The 15,666-nt window shown below is 72.6% G+C and carries 14 protein-coding genes; 6 read left to right on the top strand and 8 right to left on the bottom strand.

All coding sequences use genetic code 11. From position 1 onward, the window contains the following. Positions 1-50: 50 nt before the first annotated feature. Together PS271_RS01480 and PS271_RS01475 are read right to left on the bottom strand one after the other, a co-directional pair. Positions 51-125 carry a putative leader peptide gene (locus PS271_RS01480; RefSeq protein WP_353620260.1) on the bottom strand — a complete coding sequence of 25 codons (75 nt, stop codon included), beginning with the start codon at positions 123-125 and terminating at the stop codon, positions 51-53. A gap of 157 nt (positions 126-282) precedes the next feature. Next, positions 283-723: a rodlin gene (locus PS271_RS01475; protein WP_398379372.1), complete on the bottom strand. Its 441-nt coding sequence runs from the start codon at positions 721-723 to the stop codon at positions 283-285. A gap of 311 nt (positions 724-1,034) precedes the next feature. Between PS271_RS01475 and PS271_RS01470 the strand changes: the two genes are divergently transcribed. After that, positions 1,035-1,532: a hypothetical protein gene (locus PS271_RS01470; RefSeq protein ID WP_194959883.1), complete on the top strand. Its 498-nt coding sequence runs from the start codon at positions 1,035-1,037 to the stop codon at positions 1,530-1,532. 78 nt (positions 1,533-1,610) lie between these two features. On the opposite strand, the gene PS271_RS01465 is transcribed toward PS271_RS01470, so the two are convergent. Continuing rightward, positions 1,611-3,617: an N-acetylmuramoyl-L-alanine amidase gene (locus PS271_RS01465; protein WP_398379369.1), complete on the bottom strand. Its 2,007-nt coding sequence runs from the start codon at positions 3,615-3,617 to the stop codon at positions 1,611-1,613. A 268-nt stretch (positions 3,618-3,885) separates the two neighbouring features. Next, positions 3,886-4,992, bottom strand: a complete 1,107-nt coding sequence (locus PS271_RS01460) for an aminoglycoside phosphotransferase family protein (RefSeq protein ID WP_398379367.1) — start codon at positions 4,990-4,992, stop codon at positions 3,886-3,888. A 304-nt stretch (positions 4,993-5,296) separates the two neighbouring features. Here PS271_RS01460 and PS271_RS01455 point away from each other — a divergent pair, with 304 nt between their 5' ends. After that, on the top strand, positions 5,297-6,811 hold the full coding sequence (locus PS271_RS01455; RefSeq protein ID WP_398379365.1) for a DNA-binding protein NsdB: 1,515 nt from the start codon (positions 5,297-5,299) through the stop codon (positions 6,809-6,811). A gap of 46 nt (positions 6,812-6,857) precedes the next feature. Here the strand turns inward: PS271_RS01455 and PS271_RS01450 are convergent, their stop codons facing one another. After that, a complete protein-coding gene (locus PS271_RS01450; RefSeq protein WP_398379363.1) occupies positions 6,858-8,321 on the bottom strand; it encodes a PP2C family protein-serine/threonine phosphatase in 1,464 nt (487 codons plus the stop codon). 365 nt (positions 8,322-8,686) lie between these two features. Between PS271_RS01450 and PS271_RS01445 the strand changes: the two genes are divergently transcribed. Together PS271_RS01445 and PS271_RS01440 are read left to right on the top strand one after the other, a co-directional pair. Next, positions 8,687-10,111: a HEAT repeat domain-containing protein gene (locus tag PS271_RS01445; RefSeq protein WP_398379361.1), complete on the top strand. Its 1,425-nt coding sequence runs from the start codon at positions 8,687-8,689 to the stop codon at positions 10,109-10,111. A 51-nt stretch (positions 10,112-10,162) separates the two neighbouring features. Continuing rightward, positions 10,163-10,711: a hypothetical protein gene (locus PS271_RS01440; RefSeq protein ID WP_398379359.1), complete on the top strand. Its 549-nt coding sequence runs from the start codon at positions 10,163-10,165 to the stop codon at positions 10,709-10,711. 79 nt (positions 10,712-10,790) lie between these two features. Here PS271_RS01440 and PS271_RS01435 read toward each other — a convergent pair whose 3' ends face one another. Further along, a complete protein-coding gene (locus PS271_RS01435; protein ID WP_398379357.1) occupies positions 10,791-11,252 on the bottom strand; it encodes a hypothetical protein in 462 nt (153 codons plus the stop codon). 338 nt (positions 11,253-11,590) lie between these two features. On the opposite strand from PS271_RS01435, the gene PS271_RS01430 reads away from it, so the two are divergent. Both PS271_RS01430 and PS271_RS01425 read left to right on the top strand, forming a co-directional pair. Continuing rightward, positions 11,591-12,265 carry a DUF4956 domain-containing protein gene (locus tag PS271_RS01430; protein WP_398379355.1) on the top strand — a complete coding sequence of 225 codons (675 nt, stop codon included), beginning with the start codon at positions 11,591-11,593 and terminating at the stop codon, positions 12,263-12,265. Further along, positions 12,262-13,170 (top strand): polyphosphate polymerase domain-containing protein, encoded by a 909-nt coding sequence (locus PS271_RS01425; protein ID WP_398379354.1) that lies wholly within the window; start codon positions 12,262-12,264, stop codon positions 13,168-13,170. The genes PS271_RS01430 and PS271_RS01425 overlap by 4 nt, the downstream gene beginning before the upstream one ends. On the opposite strand, the gene PS271_RS01420 is transcribed toward PS271_RS01425, so the two are convergent. Continuing rightward, positions 13,136-14,269: an alpha/beta hydrolase gene (locus tag PS271_RS01420; RefSeq protein ID WP_398379353.1), complete on the bottom strand. Its 1,134-nt coding sequence runs from the start codon at positions 14,267-14,269 to the stop codon at positions 13,136-13,138. The genes PS271_RS01425 and PS271_RS01420 overlap by 35 nt on opposite strands. Positions 14,270-14,356: 87 nt before the next feature. Beyond that, on the bottom strand, positions 14,357-15,373 hold the full coding sequence (locus PS271_RS01415; protein WP_398379351.1) for an NAD-dependent epimerase/dehydratase family protein: 1,017 nt from the start codon (positions 15,371-15,373) through the stop codon (positions 14,357-14,359). Between the last annotated feature and the right edge of the window lie 293 nt (positions 15,374-15,666).

Raw genomic sequence — 15,666 nt, 5'->3', positions numbered from 1 at the left:
AGAAAGAAAGCAGGCCACGGCCCGAAGAAAGGGGCCGGGCAGGAAGAAGATCAGCCGTAACGGCGACAGGACATGCTCGTGACGCGGAGGAGGTCCACGTGGCGGCGTTTGACGAGCATAGTCACGGGCCCATCGTATACGACCCGCCGGGAAACCGGCGCCGATGGCTCTGACCTGCGGTTTCCGGGCAAGGGAAAGCCCCCTGCCCCGGGGCCCGTGCACCCGAGACAGGGGGAGAACCGGCCGACCGCACAGCGGCCGCAGCGCCGGTCGCGGCGTCGGTCAGTGGCCGTGGTTGAAGCCGGGGCCGCCGAAGCCGGGGTGGCCGCCGCCCTTGTTGCCCGAGCCGTTGCCCGAGATGATCGGGATCTCGTCGAGGATGTGCGACAGCGGGTCGTCGCCGTCGCTGATCGTCGAGTTGTCGGTGCACTGCTGCTGCTGCTGGGAAGTGAGGATCGGCACGTCCTGGACGCCGATGTTGAGCAGCGCGATCAGCGACTGGATACCGATCTTGCCGATACCGATGCACGGCTTGTTGAGAGTGCCCTGGATCAGACTCATCTGCGGGCTTTCCTTGCCACCGGTCTTGGTGTTGCCGTAACCGGTGTGCGAAGCGTTGCCGTTGGCGACGTCCTGGTCGTTGCCGATCGCCATCGCCGGGCCGGCGATGGTGCCGACAGTGGTAACCGTCACGGCGGCCGTCGTGAGTACCTTCTTGAGCACGGTCTGTGCCTTTCGATCGATTAGCTGCCTCTCAAAGACAGGGAAGCGATCTGAGTAACTCAGCCCCATAACGGAAGTTTCGGGAATTCACTCATTTGCTCCAGAGGGGTGGTTTCCGTAAGGAGAAGTCCCATATTCGCCTGGTAACGTGCCGCCGCGGCGGAGTTCTTCGGCCGTCGGCCCGCCCGGGCAGCGCCCCCACAAGCCGCGTCCGGGCGGGCCCTGGGCGGGGCGCCACGGCCCCTCTTGCGGGCCGCCGCCGAAGCCCTCCCCGGCGCCACTCCGGGGCCCCGGGCACGTACGATGTGAGCATGTCCTTCCTCCGCCGCCGCAGCGCCACGCCCACCGGGCCGGACTTCGACGTCCTGGCCATGGACCCGGGGGACTGGCCGGGCGATCTCGGGGCCGGGCTGCTGCCCGCGCCCGACGGCAGCTGCCAGGGTGTCTTCCTCCGCTACGACCTCTTCGGCGGGCGCGGCCCGGCGATGATCATCGGCAATCTGCCCGAGGGCTCCCCGGCGCGCGAGCTCGACGAGGGCCAGGTGCCCTTCGAGGTCACCCAGCTCCTGGCCGCGCTCGGCAACGAGGAGCCGGTGCAGGTGCTGGAGACCGAGGACATCCCGGTCATGCACGAGGACAACCTGCTGATCGTCCGGCGCATCAAGTGCTCCGAGGGCCGCATCTCCTGCACCCAGTTCGACCGCAGCGACGGCGTCCTCGTCACCATCGCCAGCTGGGACCGGCCCATCACGGACGAGCTCTACCAGCTCCTCAAGCCGCTGCCGGCCGAGATGTTCCAGACCGCCTGACGAGACCCCCGCACACGACGCACCGGAGCCCGGTACGGCCACGCCGTACCGGGCTCCTCGCGTCCTCTGTCAGGCGCGCTAGCGGTTCGAGGGCCGCACGGTCACGTCAGCGGCCTTCACGAAGGCCACCCGGTGCCCGAACTGGATCTCGTAGTACGCCTCCCTGCCCCGGATCACCTTGTGGCCCGCGGGATCGAAGGTCTTCGCCCACAGATACTCGCTCCGGAGCCGCTGCCCCATCACGTACGCCTGCCCGGCGAGCAGCTTGTACGGCAGCGGGGCCAGCGCCTGCACCGGCACCTCCGCGGGATACGCCTCCTTCTCCGGATACGCCCGCCCGAACACGGGGACCTCCGCCAGCCCCTCCTTCGGCGTGACCACCGAGCCGTAGGCGTTGACCGCGGTCGGCTGCGACACCGGGTTCTTGAACCACGCCATCTGCCCCAGGTACCAGATCGCCGTCCACGAGCCCTTGCGCCCCGCCACCGCGAACTGCTGGCCCGTCGAGGCGCGGGCCCCCGTGTCGTTGACGTCGATCGTGGACGCGCTGCCGTCCGGCCGCAGCCCGGCGTCCTTCACCAGCGGCGCCTTCTCGCTCGGCTGCGTGTACAGCCGCACCGCACCCGAACCGTGCGGGGCGCACGGCTTCGCCGGGCCCGTGCAGCCGGTGTAGGCGGGCTTGTGCGCGTCGTAGTCGGGGAGGACGGTGACCATGCCCGCGTACGCGCCGCCCGTCGGGCCGAACGGCTTGCCCATCAGGTCGAAGTAATGCGCCCAGTCCCAGTACGGACCGGGGTCGGTGTGCATCCCCTTGATCGTCGCCGGGGTCGTGCCCGGGACGTTGTCGTGGCCCAGGATGTGCTGCCGGTCCAGCGGGATCTCCAGCTGCTGCGCCAGATACCGCACCAGGCGGGCCGAGGTGCGGTACATCTCCTCCGTGTACCAGGCGTCGGGCTGGGCCAGGAAGCCCTCGTGCTCGATGCCGACCGACTTCGCGTTCACGTACCAGTTCCCCGCGTGCCAGGCCACGTCCTTCGTCGGCACGTGCTGGGCGATGTGGCCGTCCGCGGAGCGCACGGTGTAGTTCCACGAGACGTACGCGGGATCCTTGATCAGCTTGATCGTCGTCTCCCAGGACCCCTCCGTGTCGTGGATGACGATGAACTCCGTCTTCTGCGAATCCGGGCGGTCCGCCAGATCGTGATTGCCGTAGTTGTTGTCGCCCGGCAGCTTCTCGTACGGGGCCGGGATCGCCTCGCAGGCCACCGCCGACGGGCACTCGGTCTCCTCGTCCGAAGGATCCGGCAGGCCCAGCCGCCGCACCTGCTCCGCGCGCTCGGGCAGGCGCGGGACGGCCGCCAGGGCGACCTGCTGGCCGACGTCGTTCGTCCGCCGCTGCCCCGAACGGATCACGTCGAAGACGTCACGCGCGAAGGCCGTGGCCGTCGCCGTGTCGGAGGCGCCCGGATAGCCCGCCACGGCGCCGAACCAGTCGGCCGGATTCTCGCTCAAGGGCAGCCGCAGCCGCTTCTGGGCGGCGGCGAGCAGCGCCGCGCCACCCCTCACGTTCGCGGCGGGATCCTTGCGCAGGGCCTCCCGCGGCAGACCGGACACCCGGGCGGCCTGCTCCAGGGTGCGCAGCCGCGCCGGGACCTCCCCGGCCGGCAGCACGGACGGCCGGACCGTCCGGGGACCGGCGGCCGCACGGGAGCCGTCGCCGCGCGGATCCTCGCGGCCTTCACTGTGGTGCGGAACCGCGGCCACGGCGTGCGCGGCATCGGTCAGGTGCATCGGGCCGTAGCCGCCGGTGACGCTCGGGGCGCCGCCGTGACTGTCCCACCGCGACTCCAGATAGGAGACGCCCAGCAGCACACTCTGCGGAACGCGATATTCATGGGACGCCGCGGCGAAGGCCCGCTGTAGCGCGCCGGAGCGCACCTGGCGGTCCGTGGCCGTCGCCGCACCGGGCGCCACGGGCAGCAAAAGGGCGGCCGAAGCCAGTACTCCGGCAGCCCGGAACGCCCCCCGGCTTCTTCGGAGGGCTCTCAGGGGGGCGGTCCACGATTCGGGAACGGATCCTCGCAATGCAGCCTCCTCGGGGCGTGCCGTGCCACGCGCGGGAAATGGTCGGGGCGCGAGCGGGCGTGCGGGACCGGACGTAACCAGAGGTAGCCCCTGGCAGACGATCCGTCAATCATGCTGCTGCGAAGCATGTTGCCCGTACGAGCGCTGCGCCTCCGACGCCGAGGCTGCACCTTTTCCGGCCCCGCACACGGCGACACGCCGCGCTCGGGGCGCGGCGTGTCGCGAAGGGGGTCGCTGAACTGCCGTCGGCGTGGCATTCAGCGGGCCGTCAGCGGGTGCCCACCGCCGCCCGGACGGCGCGCCGGGCCAGCGCGCAGTCGTCGTGCAGCCGGCGGAGCAGCAGCCGCTGCTCCTCGCCCGAGTCGACCGCACCGGGCACCGCCGGGGCGGGGTCCTGCATGGCGCGCTGCACGGCCGTCTCGCACGTACGGAGCTCGCGGGTCAGGATGAGCATGAGGTTCACCAGGAAGGCGTCACGCTGCACCGTGCCCGCCTGCCGGGCGACCTGGCTGATGTGCCGGCGCGCCACCGGGGCGTCCCCGAGGGCCATCCAGAGCGTGGCCAGGTCGTACCCCGGGAGATACCAGCCCGCCTGGTCCCAGTCCACCAGCACCGGGCCCGTGGGGGCCAGGAGGATGTTGGAGAGCTGGGCGTCGCCGTGGCAGAACTGGCCCTGGACGTGGGCCAGCCCGTACAGCAGCTTTTGCAGGTCGCCCATGTCGCGGTCGGTCAGCAGGCCCAGCTCGTGGTAGCGCGCGATGCGCTTGCCGTAGTCCAGCGGCATGTCGAACATGCCGGCCGGGGGGCGCCACAGATTGACCCGGCAGATCGCGCCCAGCGCGGCCCGGACATCCGCCCGCGGCGGGGTCTCCGAAGGGTGGCGCTGTACGGCGGCGGGCCGCCCGGGCATGCGCTCGATCACCAGCGTGCAGTTGTCGGGGTCCGCGGCGATGAGCCGCGGCACCCGCACCGGCGGACGGTGGCGGACGAACGCACGGTATGTCGCTATTTCCTGCCGGAACCGCTCGGTCCAGCTAGGGGAGGTATCCAGTAAACACTTGGCCACAGCTGTGGTGCGGCCGGTGGAGCCGACCAGGAGGACGGAGTGCCCGCTGCGGCGCAGGACCTGGACGGCGTTGAACTCCGGGCAGATGCGCTGCACCGCGGCGATCACCGTGCGCAATTGCGCCCCCTGGGGGCCGGACAAGTCGATTCTCCCGCTGAGCGGCTGGCTGCCCAGCCCCGGGGCCAGCCGGGCCCGTCCTCCCCCGAAGGCGGCCCCAGCGGCGTGGGAGGGGTCGAGGTACGGCCCGCCGCCGGCGTGCTGGGGGCGGAGCCGGGGCGGGGCGGACACGGAGGACGAGGCTGCATACATGAGCGGAACGGATCCCTTCGTGTGCCGACGAGTTGCCGCGCTGCCCCGGTACCCGGAACCGGCCGTGCACCCTGGGGAATGCACGGGGAGGATCCTCCCCGCATATGCCGCCATGTGCGCGCTGCATACGCGGGGAACCAGCGGATCCGCGGCCGGCTGCCGGGGACCGGGGTGGCGCGTTCCTACATCACACCCGTCCGCGGGTGGCACACCATGTGGCGGACCCTGGCGAACCCTGGCGAATACTCGCTTGGTCCATGACGGACCGCTACCTTCAAGTCAGCCGAGAACCTGGGGGCTTGACGTGACAAGGGAACCCAACACCCGCCTCGCGGATCTGTTCGGCCTGGCCGGATGGTCCAAGGGCGAACTGGCGAGGCTCGTGAACCGGCAGGCGGCCGTCATGGGCCACCCGCAGCTGGCGACCGACACCTCGCGGGTGCGGCGCTGGATCGACATGGGGGAGTCCCCGCGCGATCCCGTGCCCAAGGTGCTGGCAGCCCTCTTCACCGAGCGACTCGGCCGTGTCGTGACCATCGAGGACCTCGGGTTCGGCCGTCGAGGGCGCGCGGGTAGGGGGCAGTCCGCGGACGGCCTCCCCTGGCCGCCCGAGCGGACCGCCGCGGTCCTCACCGAATTCACGGGAATGGACCTCATGCTCAACCGACGCGGCTTGGTGGGCGCGGGCGCCGCGCTCGCCGCAGGCTCAGCACTCAGCAGCGCTATGCACGACTGGCTGCACTCCGATCCGGTCCTCGCCTCCGACTCCCCCCGCTTCGACGATCCGCTGCACAGGGACGCCGTCCACGCCGAAACCGCCGGGCTCGACCGCTACGAGGCCGCGCCGGTGGGCTCCACCGAGATCGACGCCCTGGAGCACTCGGTCAAGGTGTTCCGCGCGTGGGACGCGGCCCGCGGCGGCGGTCTGCAGCGCAAGGCGGTGGTCGGCCAGCTCAACGAGGTGGGCGGGATGCTCTCCTACCACCATCCCGAGCACCTCCAGCGCAGGCTGTGGGGCGTCGCCGCGAACCTCGCGGTGCTCGCCGGCTGGATGTCCCACGACGTGGGGCTCGAACCGACCGCTCAGAAATACTTCGTCATCGCCGCCCACGCGGCCCGCGAGGGCGGCGACCGGCCCCGGGCCGGAGAGGCGCTCTCCCGGGCGGCCCGCCAGATGGTGCACCTGGGCCGGCCCGACGACGCCCTCGACCTGATGCGGCTCGCCAAGTCCGGCTCCGGTGACGAGACCCTGCCCCGCACCCGTGCCATGCTCTGCACCATCGAGGCCTGGGCACAGGCGTCGATGGGCCGGGGCCAGGCCATGCGGCGCACGCTCGGCGAGGCCGAGGAGCTCTTCGTCTCCGACAAGCGGGACGTGCCGCCCCCCAGCTGGATGCAGCACTTCGACGAAGCCGACCTCCACGGCATGCAGGCCCTGGCCTACCGCACGCTCGCCGAGCACGACGCGGCGGCCGCGGCCATCGCCCAGCAGCACGCCAGAGAAGCACTGGCCCTGCGCAAGAGCGGTCACCAGCGCTCGATGATCTTCGATTACATCTCCATGGCGTCGGCCTGCTTCATCAGCAACGACCCCGAACAGGCGGACACCTACGCCCGGCTGGCACTGGTGTCCATCGGCGAGACCTCCTCGCACCGCACCTGGGACCGGCTCCGCGAGATGTACCGCCTCACGGGGAAGTACGCCGGATACGCCCGGATCGAGGATCTCCGGCAGGAGATCAAACGGGCCCTGCCCAAGGCCCCCAAAGCACAGCCCAAGAAGGGCGGAGGGAGCGGAGGAAAGGGCATGGCCGTCTAGCCGTCGGCGTGTCCGGCGTGTCCGGCGTGTCCGGCTGCCGATCCGGCTAGCCGCTGATGCGGCCGATCAGCAGACAGGCATCGTCCTCGCGCTCCTTGCTGCCGAACTCCTCCAGCACGGCCCGTACGCAGTCCTGTGCGCTCTTCGCCGCGGTGAACCGCGGGGCGAGGTCCAGCAGGCGGTCGGTGACCGTTCCGGCGGCCGGCCCGGTGCTGTGGGGCGAGAGTCCGTCGGTGTGCAGGAGAAGGACGTCGCCGGGCTCCAGGAGCTCCTCGGCCTGTCCGTAGGCGGCATCCGCGACGGCCCCGAGCAGCATGCCCTCCGGCGGCCGCAGCGCACGGCCCTTCCCGCCGCGGAAGAGCAGCGGCGCGGGGTGGCCCGCCTGGGACCAGGTCAGGGTGCGGCTCGCGGGGTCGTAGCGGCAGCAGACGGCGCTGCCCAGGGCGGGCTGCGCGGAGGCGTCGAGGAGGCGGTTGAGCCAGCCCATGAGCGGGCCGGGCTCGGCGCCGGTCACGGCCATGCCGCGCAGCGCGCCGAGCAGCATGGCCATGCCGGAGGTGGCGGCCACGCCGTGCCCGGTGAGGCCGCCCACACTGAGGAGGGTCTGCCCGCCGGGCAGCCCCAGGGCGTCGAACCAGTCACCGCCGATGAGGGCGCTGCTGGCGGAAGGGAGGTAGTGGGCGGCGAGGTCGAGGGCGCCGGGGGAGTCGCCGGACTGTGCGGAGCCGCCCTGGGGGAAGCGCAGGGAGCCGCGCCACGGCGGCAGCACGGCTTCCTGGAGCTCGACGGCGATCCGGTGCTCGGTCCGGGCGATGTGCTGCCGGCGTTGCAGGGAGTCGCAGGTCTCGTCGACGGCGCGGCGGCTGCGGCGCAGCTCGCTGATGTCGCGTAAGACGGCCCACATCGAGGTCGCGGTGCCGTCGCCGTCCAGGACGGGCTCGCCCATCATGTGCACCGCGCGGAGCGAGCCGTCGCCGCGGACGATGCGGAATTCGCCGTCGATGGGCTTGCCGTCCACCAGGCAGCCGGTGACCATCGCGGTCAGCAGGCCGCGGTCCTCCTCGGGCAGCCAGGAGGGGAGCTCGTCCAGCGTGAGGGGGCCGTCCTCGGGCCGGCGGCCGAAGAGCTGGTAGAGCTCGTCGGACCAGGTGGCCTCGTCGGTGAGGAGATTCCACTCCGCGCTGCCGACCCGGCCCGGCGCGGTGCCGGGCGGCGGGGCGGGCGGCGCGGCCGGGGCCGCTACCGAGCCCGCGGGGAGGCCGGGCGGCGGGGGGCCCTCGCGGAGCTGGCCCAGGTGCTCCCCGAGATCGTCGAGGTGGTGGGCCGCGAGGTCGCACAGGGCGCGGTGCCAGCGCCTGCGGGCGTCGTCCGGCGCCTCCTCGGCGGCCGCCGCGCGCCGCACGGCGTCGAGGCCGCCGCGCAGCCGCCGCGTCTGTGAGATGAGGGCGTCGACCGTGCCGTGCTCGGGCGGCTGAGCTGCGGAGGAGTCCGGGTGGAGGGGGGACGGCATGTCGTACTCCGATGGGGGGAGCGGCACAGCCGGCTCCGTAGGGTCCGCGGGATGAGCCGTAACGACTCTGGCACAGGCGGCGAGGGCCTGTAAGGGCTTTGGCAACACCCGATCCGGTGGTGTCCAGGGCATATGCCAGAGGCAGGAGGGAGGCGGGAGAGACGGGGGAGGGGGCGAAAGAGCGGAGGAAAAGCGGCGAAACGGACGGGGCTCGGCGGAATCCCACACTCCAGGTAGGCTGCGGGGCGCTCGACCGACCTCGAGTTCCCCCTGTTCACCACGCATAGCACCGGTGGACACCGGCAAGAATGCCGGACGACGGAAATCCCGTTGCCAGCCGACTCCCCGCACCGGATGCTGACCCCATGTTCGATCCAGACATAGCGCCCAGCGGCACCCTGCTCGGCCTCCTTCAGCGAGGCCGCGGCGACGGGACCCTGCATGCCCTCGCGGCGCCGCGGGCGGAGGCGCTCGCGGCGCTCCACCACTGTCTCCTGCGCGACCCCCGGCGCGACTGGCAGGTGGAGAACCGCTCCCTGTACTACGCGCGCCTGTGTCTGGACCTCGACGCCGGGCTCGGCGAGCTGGAGCGGCACCTCTTCTGCGCCGACGACCTCCTCGACACCGCGGAGGAGCGCACCGGCCTCGCCCTCGCCGTCCTCGGCCACCTCGCCTCGTACGGCCGCGAGGACGCCCTGCTGCTCCTGCGGCGGTACGCGATCTCCGGCGCGAACTGGGCCTGGGCCCTCGACGAGCTCGCCCTGCGCGACGACGACGCCGGCCTGATCGCCCTCGGCGAGAGCGTCCTGGCCCGCTTCCCCGCCGGCCCGGAGGGCGACCGCGACCTCGCCGCGGCCGTCCGCGACGCCTTCGAGCCCCGCCCCTGGCGGCTGTGGGCCGACGAGGCGCAGTCGCCCGCGACCGCCGCCCGGGTGCGCGCCGCGCAGGAGCAGGGCTCCTTCGACCGCTGGCAGCGCCAGCTGCGCCCGTCGGGCCCGCGGCCCGGCTGGAGCGTGCGCGAGGTCCTCGACTGGGCCCAGGAGGGCCTCGGCCTCTACCCCGCCCAGCTCCGCCACGTCCCCGCGACCCGCTGCCTGAACGCCGTCGCGGGCCCCGAGGACCGGCTGGAGATCATCGAGGCCGCCGCGTTCGGCCCCGAGGCCGCCCGCGCCACCGCCCTGCGCTACCTCGCCGAGCACGACGACCCCCAGGCGCTCGACCTCATCGAGGCCGCCGCGGCCGACCCCGCCGGGCTCGTGGCCGAGGCCGCCGTCACCGCCTTCGAGCGCATGCGCGGCACGGCCGCCCTGGAGCGCGCCCGCGCCTGGATCCACCGCACCGACGCCCTCGGCGGCGCCGCCGCCGGCATGCTCGCCTCCCGCGGCGCCCCCTACGACGCGACGCTGGTCCTCGGCGCCCTGCGCCGCACGGTGCGGGCCGAGGGCCCCGACGCGCCGGTCCTGTGGGACCTCGTGCCGGGCGCCGGGCGCCTGGGGATCACCTGCGCCGCGCCCGTGCTGCGCCACGTCTACCGGGAGACCTCCTCCTCGCACCTGCGCGGCCGCACGGCGCGGGCGCTGGCGGCGACGGACCCGTCGTTCGCGACCGGCTTCGCGGTGGAGTGCCTGTGGGACTGCGAGGAGACGACCCGCGAGCTCGCCGCGCACCACGCCACCACCGCCGACGCCCGCGTCGTCGAACAGCTGCGCAGGCTCGCCGCGGACCCGGCCGAGGAGGACGACGTCCAGACCGCGGTCCGCAGCCGCTTCGGCCCGGAGACCGCGGTGTGAGCGGCGGACCAGCAGAATGATCGCGTGAATGCGATAACACGTACGAAAAAAATGGCAGCCGCGGCGGCCGTCCTCATAGGCACGCAGCTGGCGGCCGCGACGGCCGCGGAGGCGGCTCCGGTGCCGACGCCCGCCGCCGTCGCCGGCAAGGCCGCGGGCGGTGCGGACAGCAAGGCCGCCGCCGTCAGGATCACGGAGGGGCAGGTCGCCGAGGCCGCCCCGGGCGGCACCCTCCTCTACCCGAGCGTCACGAGCTGCCTCACTCTCACCGTCCGGCTGCGCGACGGCGGTCTCGTGGGCGCCCACGCCAGCCTCTTCCAGGTGCCGGGCGAGCTCCGTTCCGACCGCATCCTGTCCGCGCTGAAGCAGCGCGTGGGCGGCCGGGCGGTGCGCGCGGTCGAGGTCAGGGGCGCCGTCGGCGCCTGGGACCCGAGCTACTTCACCAAGGCCATCGAGAGCTACGGGGACGGCGAGGCCGTGCCCTTCCCGGAGGCGCCCGACCCCGGTGGCATCGCCGCGGCCGTCGCCGCGGGCCTCGGGCAGCCGCGCGCCGTCGTGACCGTCCAGGACGTGCCCGACGGCGACCAGACCGTCAGCTGACGGCCGGGCGACGGAAAACGGCAAAGGGGTGCGGGGCGGCCGCGCCGCCCCGCACCCCTGCCGCTCAAGGGAGACCGCCTCAGGGGCGGCGGCGCTTGAGGGCCTTCCGGATGAAGTGGATCGCCAGGGCGATCAGCACGATGATGAAGATCACGACCAGGATCAGCACGATGATCAGGAAGATGCCGAGCTTCTTGAAGAAGCCCTTTTTCTTCTTCTTTTCCTTCTTCGGCTTCTTCGCCGCCGTCGTCACGTGGTCCTTCGCGGACCGGTGGCCGTGCGAGGCCTGGAGCGCGTTCGCGGCACCGGGCTGCGCGGCGCCCGCCGCCGTGTTCACCTCGGCCTGACGCTCGGCCGCGGCCGTCACGACGGCCGGCCGGGCCTGCTCCACGGGCTGGGCCGAGGCGGGGGAGACCAGCAGGGAGGCGCCCAGCGCCAGGGCCGCGACGACGGCCGCCCGGCGGGCCCGCTGCCACCGCCGCCGTACGGCCGGCGCTGCCGCGCCCGCCCGCTGCTCGTCGTCCATCAGCTCAGCGTTCATTGACGCCCCCATCGGTGTTCCGGGTGTTCTCGTACGTACGGTGCGCCTCCGCCGGACGGGCCGCAGAGGCCCGTCCGCCGGAACGCGGCCCCTATTATCTGCACACCGACAAGCCGCCGAGCAGGGCGCACGGAAGCTCTGGGACGGAACTGGAACGTTCAGCTCCTAGAGCGGTGTGACACGCGGGGCAAGAGCGTCGAATGCGACACGCGTCGTACCGATCCGGACACTTGGGATCCACTTCCATCAAGGACGCGCATTGTTCACCGAGAAGTAAGCGATTGTTCACCCAGAGTTTCCTATGGTCTGTGTTCCTTCCGACACACAGAGAGTGAGCAATGGACTCCCTTCGCCACCTCGCCGCCCACCTCGGGCTCGACCTCCTGGCCGTGTGCCTGCTGACGTTCGCGATCTACTACCCGCGGCACCGGCGACGTGACCTCGTGCCCGCTTACCTGGCCCTGAACGTCGCCCTGTTCACCGTCGTCGCGGCCCTCGCCGAGCTGGGCGGCAGCGGCGGCATGGCCCTCGGGTTCGGGATGTTCGGCGTGCTGTCGATCATCCGGCTGCGGTCGGACTCCGTCCAGCACGAGGAAGTCGCGTACTACTTCACGACGCTGGTCCTCGGTCTCATCACCGGCCTGCCGCACCTCGCGTTCGGGCTCGCCGCCGCGCTCAGCGCGGTCCTGCTCCTCGTCGTCTACGCCGCCGACCACCCCCGCCTGCTCGCCCGCTCGCGCCGCACCGTGGTCACCCTCGACACGGTGCACGGCGACCCCGCCGCGCTGCGGGCCGACCTCGCCCGACGGCTCGGCGAGCCCCTGCACTGGACGGTCATGGAGGTCGACTACGTACGCGACCTGACGGTCGTCGACGTCCGCTACCGCGAGCCCGAGCCGGGGACCAGGCCGGTCCGCACGGTCCTCGCCGCGACCGGGACCGAGACCGGGACAGAGGGCGGGACCGAGGCCGGGACCGCACGTTCGACCACCCCCGCGTGGGAGTCCGTGTGACCGACGCAGCGCAGCGGCAACCGGCGCCGCCCGCACTGCCGGAGGCCCCGTCGGTGCGGGCCATCCACGCCGCGGCGCACGCCGCCGCCCCGGTCTCCCTCGCGGAGTTAAACCGGCGCGCCGAGCTCATGACCCGCTTCGACCGCAGCTACCTCGTCCCCGCAGAAACGTTCCTCTCCCTAGCGGAGCAGCTCACCGACCCGGGCCGCCCGGGCGGGCCCTTCCGCGCCCTGACCATCGACGGCCGCCGCGCCTTCCGCTACCACTCCGTCTACTACGACACCCCGGGCCTGCGCTCCTTCCACGACCACCGGCAGGGCCGCCGGCTCCGCTTCAAGGTGCGGGAGCGGGTCTACGAGGACACGGGGGAGCGGCAGTTCGAGGTCAAGCTCAAGGGGAAGCGCGGCGACACCGTCAAGCACCGCAGGCCGATCGCGGGCGCGGACACCCCGCTCGACCCCGGCTACCGGGCGTTCCTCGCCGAGACCCTGCACCGCGCCTACGGGATCGGCTCGCCCGCCACGCTGCGGCCCTCGCTCAGCACGGACTACCTGCGCGCGACGTTCGTCGCCGACGGGGAGCGCATCACCTGTGACGCGGGGCTCGTCTGCGACGACCTGCGCGCCGGGCGGCGGGTCACCTGCGGCGCGGACCTCGTCCTCGTCGAGACGAAGACCGCCGGGCACCTCACGGACGCCGACCGGCTCCTGCACGCCTGCGGGGTGCGGCCGGCGGTCTTCACGAAGTACTGCGGGGCGCTGGCCGTCCTGCGCCCCGCGCTGCCCGCGAACCGCTGGCGGCGGGCGGCACGGTGGGCCTTCGGTGGAGGCGGCCTGGCGGAGGGGGATGGGCCGGCAGTGGGCCATGGTGCTACTGACCGCCGTTGCGGGCCGCCCGCTCCTTGAGCTCCTTGTCCAGCCACTTGAGCACGACCGGGTACTCCTCGCGCCACGTCTGGAAGTTGTGCCCGCCCTCGTCCCGGACCAGCTTGTCGACCTTGAGCGGTGGCTTCGCCTTCTGCGCGAACTTCAGGCTGGGCCCGTAGTTGTCCTCGTTCTTGCTGGTGCCCACGAGCAGCGACACCGGCGGCGGGGGCAGGTGCTCCAGGCGCCACGTCAGGTCGTTCTCGTTCTTGTACGCCTTGCTGCCGGCGTACAGGTCACCGGTCTTGCTGTCCTGCCGGGCGAAGTAGTCGGCGGACAGGCCGGCGGCCGCGCCGTAGCGCGCGGGGTTGGTCATCGCGAGCTTCAACGCGCAGTAGCCGCCGGTGGAGTTGCCGACGGCGCCCCAGCCGCCCGGGGCGTCGTCGGCGCGGTAGGCGTCGGTCACGGCCAGCGGCAGGTCCTGGTTGAAGAAGGCGAGGGCCTGCGGACCGCCGGGGACGTCCGTGCAGTTGGTGTCGCGGTCGGCGACCACCGAGGGCCGGACCAGTACGTAGATCGTCGGCCGGATCTCCTTCTTCATGATGGCGGAGGAGGCGACCTGCGGGATCTTGAGCTGGGTGATGAGGTTCTTGGAGACCCCCGGCTGGCCGGTGATCGCCACCACCACCGGGAACTTCTCCTTTTCGTGCTCCTTCTGGAAGTACTCCGGCGGCAGATAGGCGTAGCCGTCCATGCTCAGCCCGGTGACCGGGCCGCGGATCTCGATGCGGTCCACCTGCCCGGCCTTCTCGCGGGTGCCCTTGAGGCCGATGGACTCCTGCCCCTTCACGGTGAGCGCGGGCGGCCGCTTCCCGCCGGCCGTGCCCGGCTGGAGGACCTGTTTGCTCGACGCGCGGCCCAGGAGCTCGTTCCAGGTGGAGTAGAAGCCGAACTCGTTGTTCGCGGCGACGAGCAGGACCGCCAGGATGCCGGCTTGCGTCAGGACGAGCAGGCCGACGCGGCCGGCCAGCGCGAGCGGCCCCTTCCGCGCCGCGCGCGGCCACAGCCACAGGGCGAGCACGCACACCGCTGCGGCGATGAGCGCGAGGACGAGCAGGAACGTCTGGGACGTCAGGCCCACGGCAGTCACTCCTCTTGGAGGTGGTCTCCAGGAGAGAGGGGAGTTCGAGCGGACGAGGTTGAGTCGCGTAACCCTTATTTCAGTTTGTCACTTTATATTGACATTGGTGTCCGTGCTCGCAGAGCGCCCCAGCAGCTCCTCCTCGCGCTCCCGGTCCAGCCCGAGCGGCGGCCTGTCCGGCCGCTGCGGCGCCCGCCCGCCGATCCGCTCCAGCCACGCCCACGTGTCCGCCACGGTCGCGGCGACGGGCCGGCAGCGCAGCCCCGCCGCGACGGCCTTGGAGGAGTCCCCCATGTGGAGTACGTCGTAGAGCTCGCCGGGCGGCACCCACACCGGCAGGTCGCTCCACGGCGCGATGCCCGCGGCGAGGATCCGTTCGGGGTCGGTCCAGCGCAGTCGGGCGCCGGAACCCGTCACCCGGACGCACGCCTCCAGCAGCTCGCCCATGGTGGTGTGGCCGGGCGGGCTCACCAGGTTGTACGGTCCGCCGAGCCCCGCGGCGAGCGCGTCCAGGGTCCACTCGGCGAGGTCGCGCACGTCGATGTACTGCAACCCGAGGTCGCGGGGGCCGGGGGCCAGGACCGGCCCGCCGCGGGCGATCCGCCCCAGCCACCACGTCAGCCGGCCCAGGTTCTCGCCCGGGCCGAGGATCAGCCCGGCCCGTACCAGCAGCGCCCGGTCGCCGAAGGAGCCGAGGGCGGCCAGCTCGCCGCCGCGCTTGGCCTCCTCGTATTCCACGTCGCCGGCGTCCGGCGAACCGTCCACCACGGGCCAGTCCTCGTCGTGCCCGGCGGGCGAGGGGTAGCGGTACACCGAGCCGCTGGAGACGTAGGCGTAGCGCTCGGTGCGCCCGGAGAGCAGCCGCGCCGCGTCCCGCACGGCCGACGGTGCCCACGACCAGGTGTCGACGACGGCGTCCCACTCGCCGCGGGCGAGCGCGCGCAGACCGTCCGGCGCGGTGCGGTCGCCGTGCAGGGCCGCCACTCCTTCCGGCGGGGCGTGCCTGCCCCGGTGGAAGACCGTCACCTGCCAGCCGCGGGCCAGCGCCGCCTCCGCGACGGCCCGGCCCGCGAACTCCGTACCGCCCAGTATCAAGAGCCTCATGCTCCCACCCTGCCTCTTGCGCCCCGGCCCGGGGAAGGGCGCGAGGGAGAAGGACCGGGGTCCGGGAGGGGGGAAATCGGAGGGGAGATCATCAAGTGGAAGGAGGGCAACCTTACTTAGAGGGCGAGGAGTTGCTTCCGGTTGCGTCCGGGTTCTGCGAGCCGTCCTCCGCCATGAGGCCACCGGCTACGGCGACCGGGGGGATGTAGCCGCTGATCGGACGATAAAGGCGATAAGCCGGACGGCCGTCATCCGGCCGATCTCGGGGCGGTCCGCCGCTCCCGTGACCCCTG

Source organism: Streptomyces sp. SCA2-17 (genome assembly GCF_044336695.1).
The sequence above is the reverse complement of the archived record's forward strand: the minus strand, read 5'-3'. Positions and strand labels throughout refer to the sequence as shown.

What these genes read in the sequence shown, in the direction of transcription:
- PS271_RS01470 (WP_194959883.1), top strand. Translation starts at nt 1,035, where the DNA reads ATGTCCTTCCTCCGCCGCCGCAGCGCCACGCCCACCGGGCCGGACTTC.
- PS271_RS01460 (WP_398379367.1), bottom strand. Translation starts at nt 4,992, where the DNA reads ATGTATGCAGCCTCGTCCTCCGTGTCCGCCCCGCCCCGGCTCCGCCCC.
- PS271_RS01450 (WP_398379363.1), bottom strand. Translation starts at nt 8,321, where the DNA reads ATGCCGTCCCCCCTCCACCCGGACTCCTCCGCAGCTCAGCCGCCCGAG.
- PS271_RS01445 (WP_398379361.1), top strand. Translation starts at nt 8,687, where the DNA reads ATGTTCGATCCAGACATAGCGCCCAGCGGCACCCTGCTCGGCCTCCTT.
- PS271_RS01440 (WP_398379359.1), top strand. Translation starts at nt 10,163, where the DNA reads ATGGCAGCCGCGGCGGCCGTCCTCATAGGCACGCAGCTGGCGGCCGCG.
- PS271_RS01435 (WP_398379357.1), bottom strand. Translation starts at nt 11,252, where the DNA reads ATGAACGCTGAGCTGATGGACGACGAGCAGCGGGCGGGCGCGGCAGCG.
- PS271_RS01430 (WP_398379355.1), top strand. Translation starts at nt 11,591, where the DNA reads ATGGACTCCCTTCGCCACCTCGCCGCCCACCTCGGGCTCGACCTCCTG.
- PS271_RS01415 (WP_398379351.1), bottom strand. Translation starts at nt 15,373, where the DNA reads ATGAGGCTCTTGATACTGGGCGGTACGGAGTTCGCGGGCCGGGCCGTC.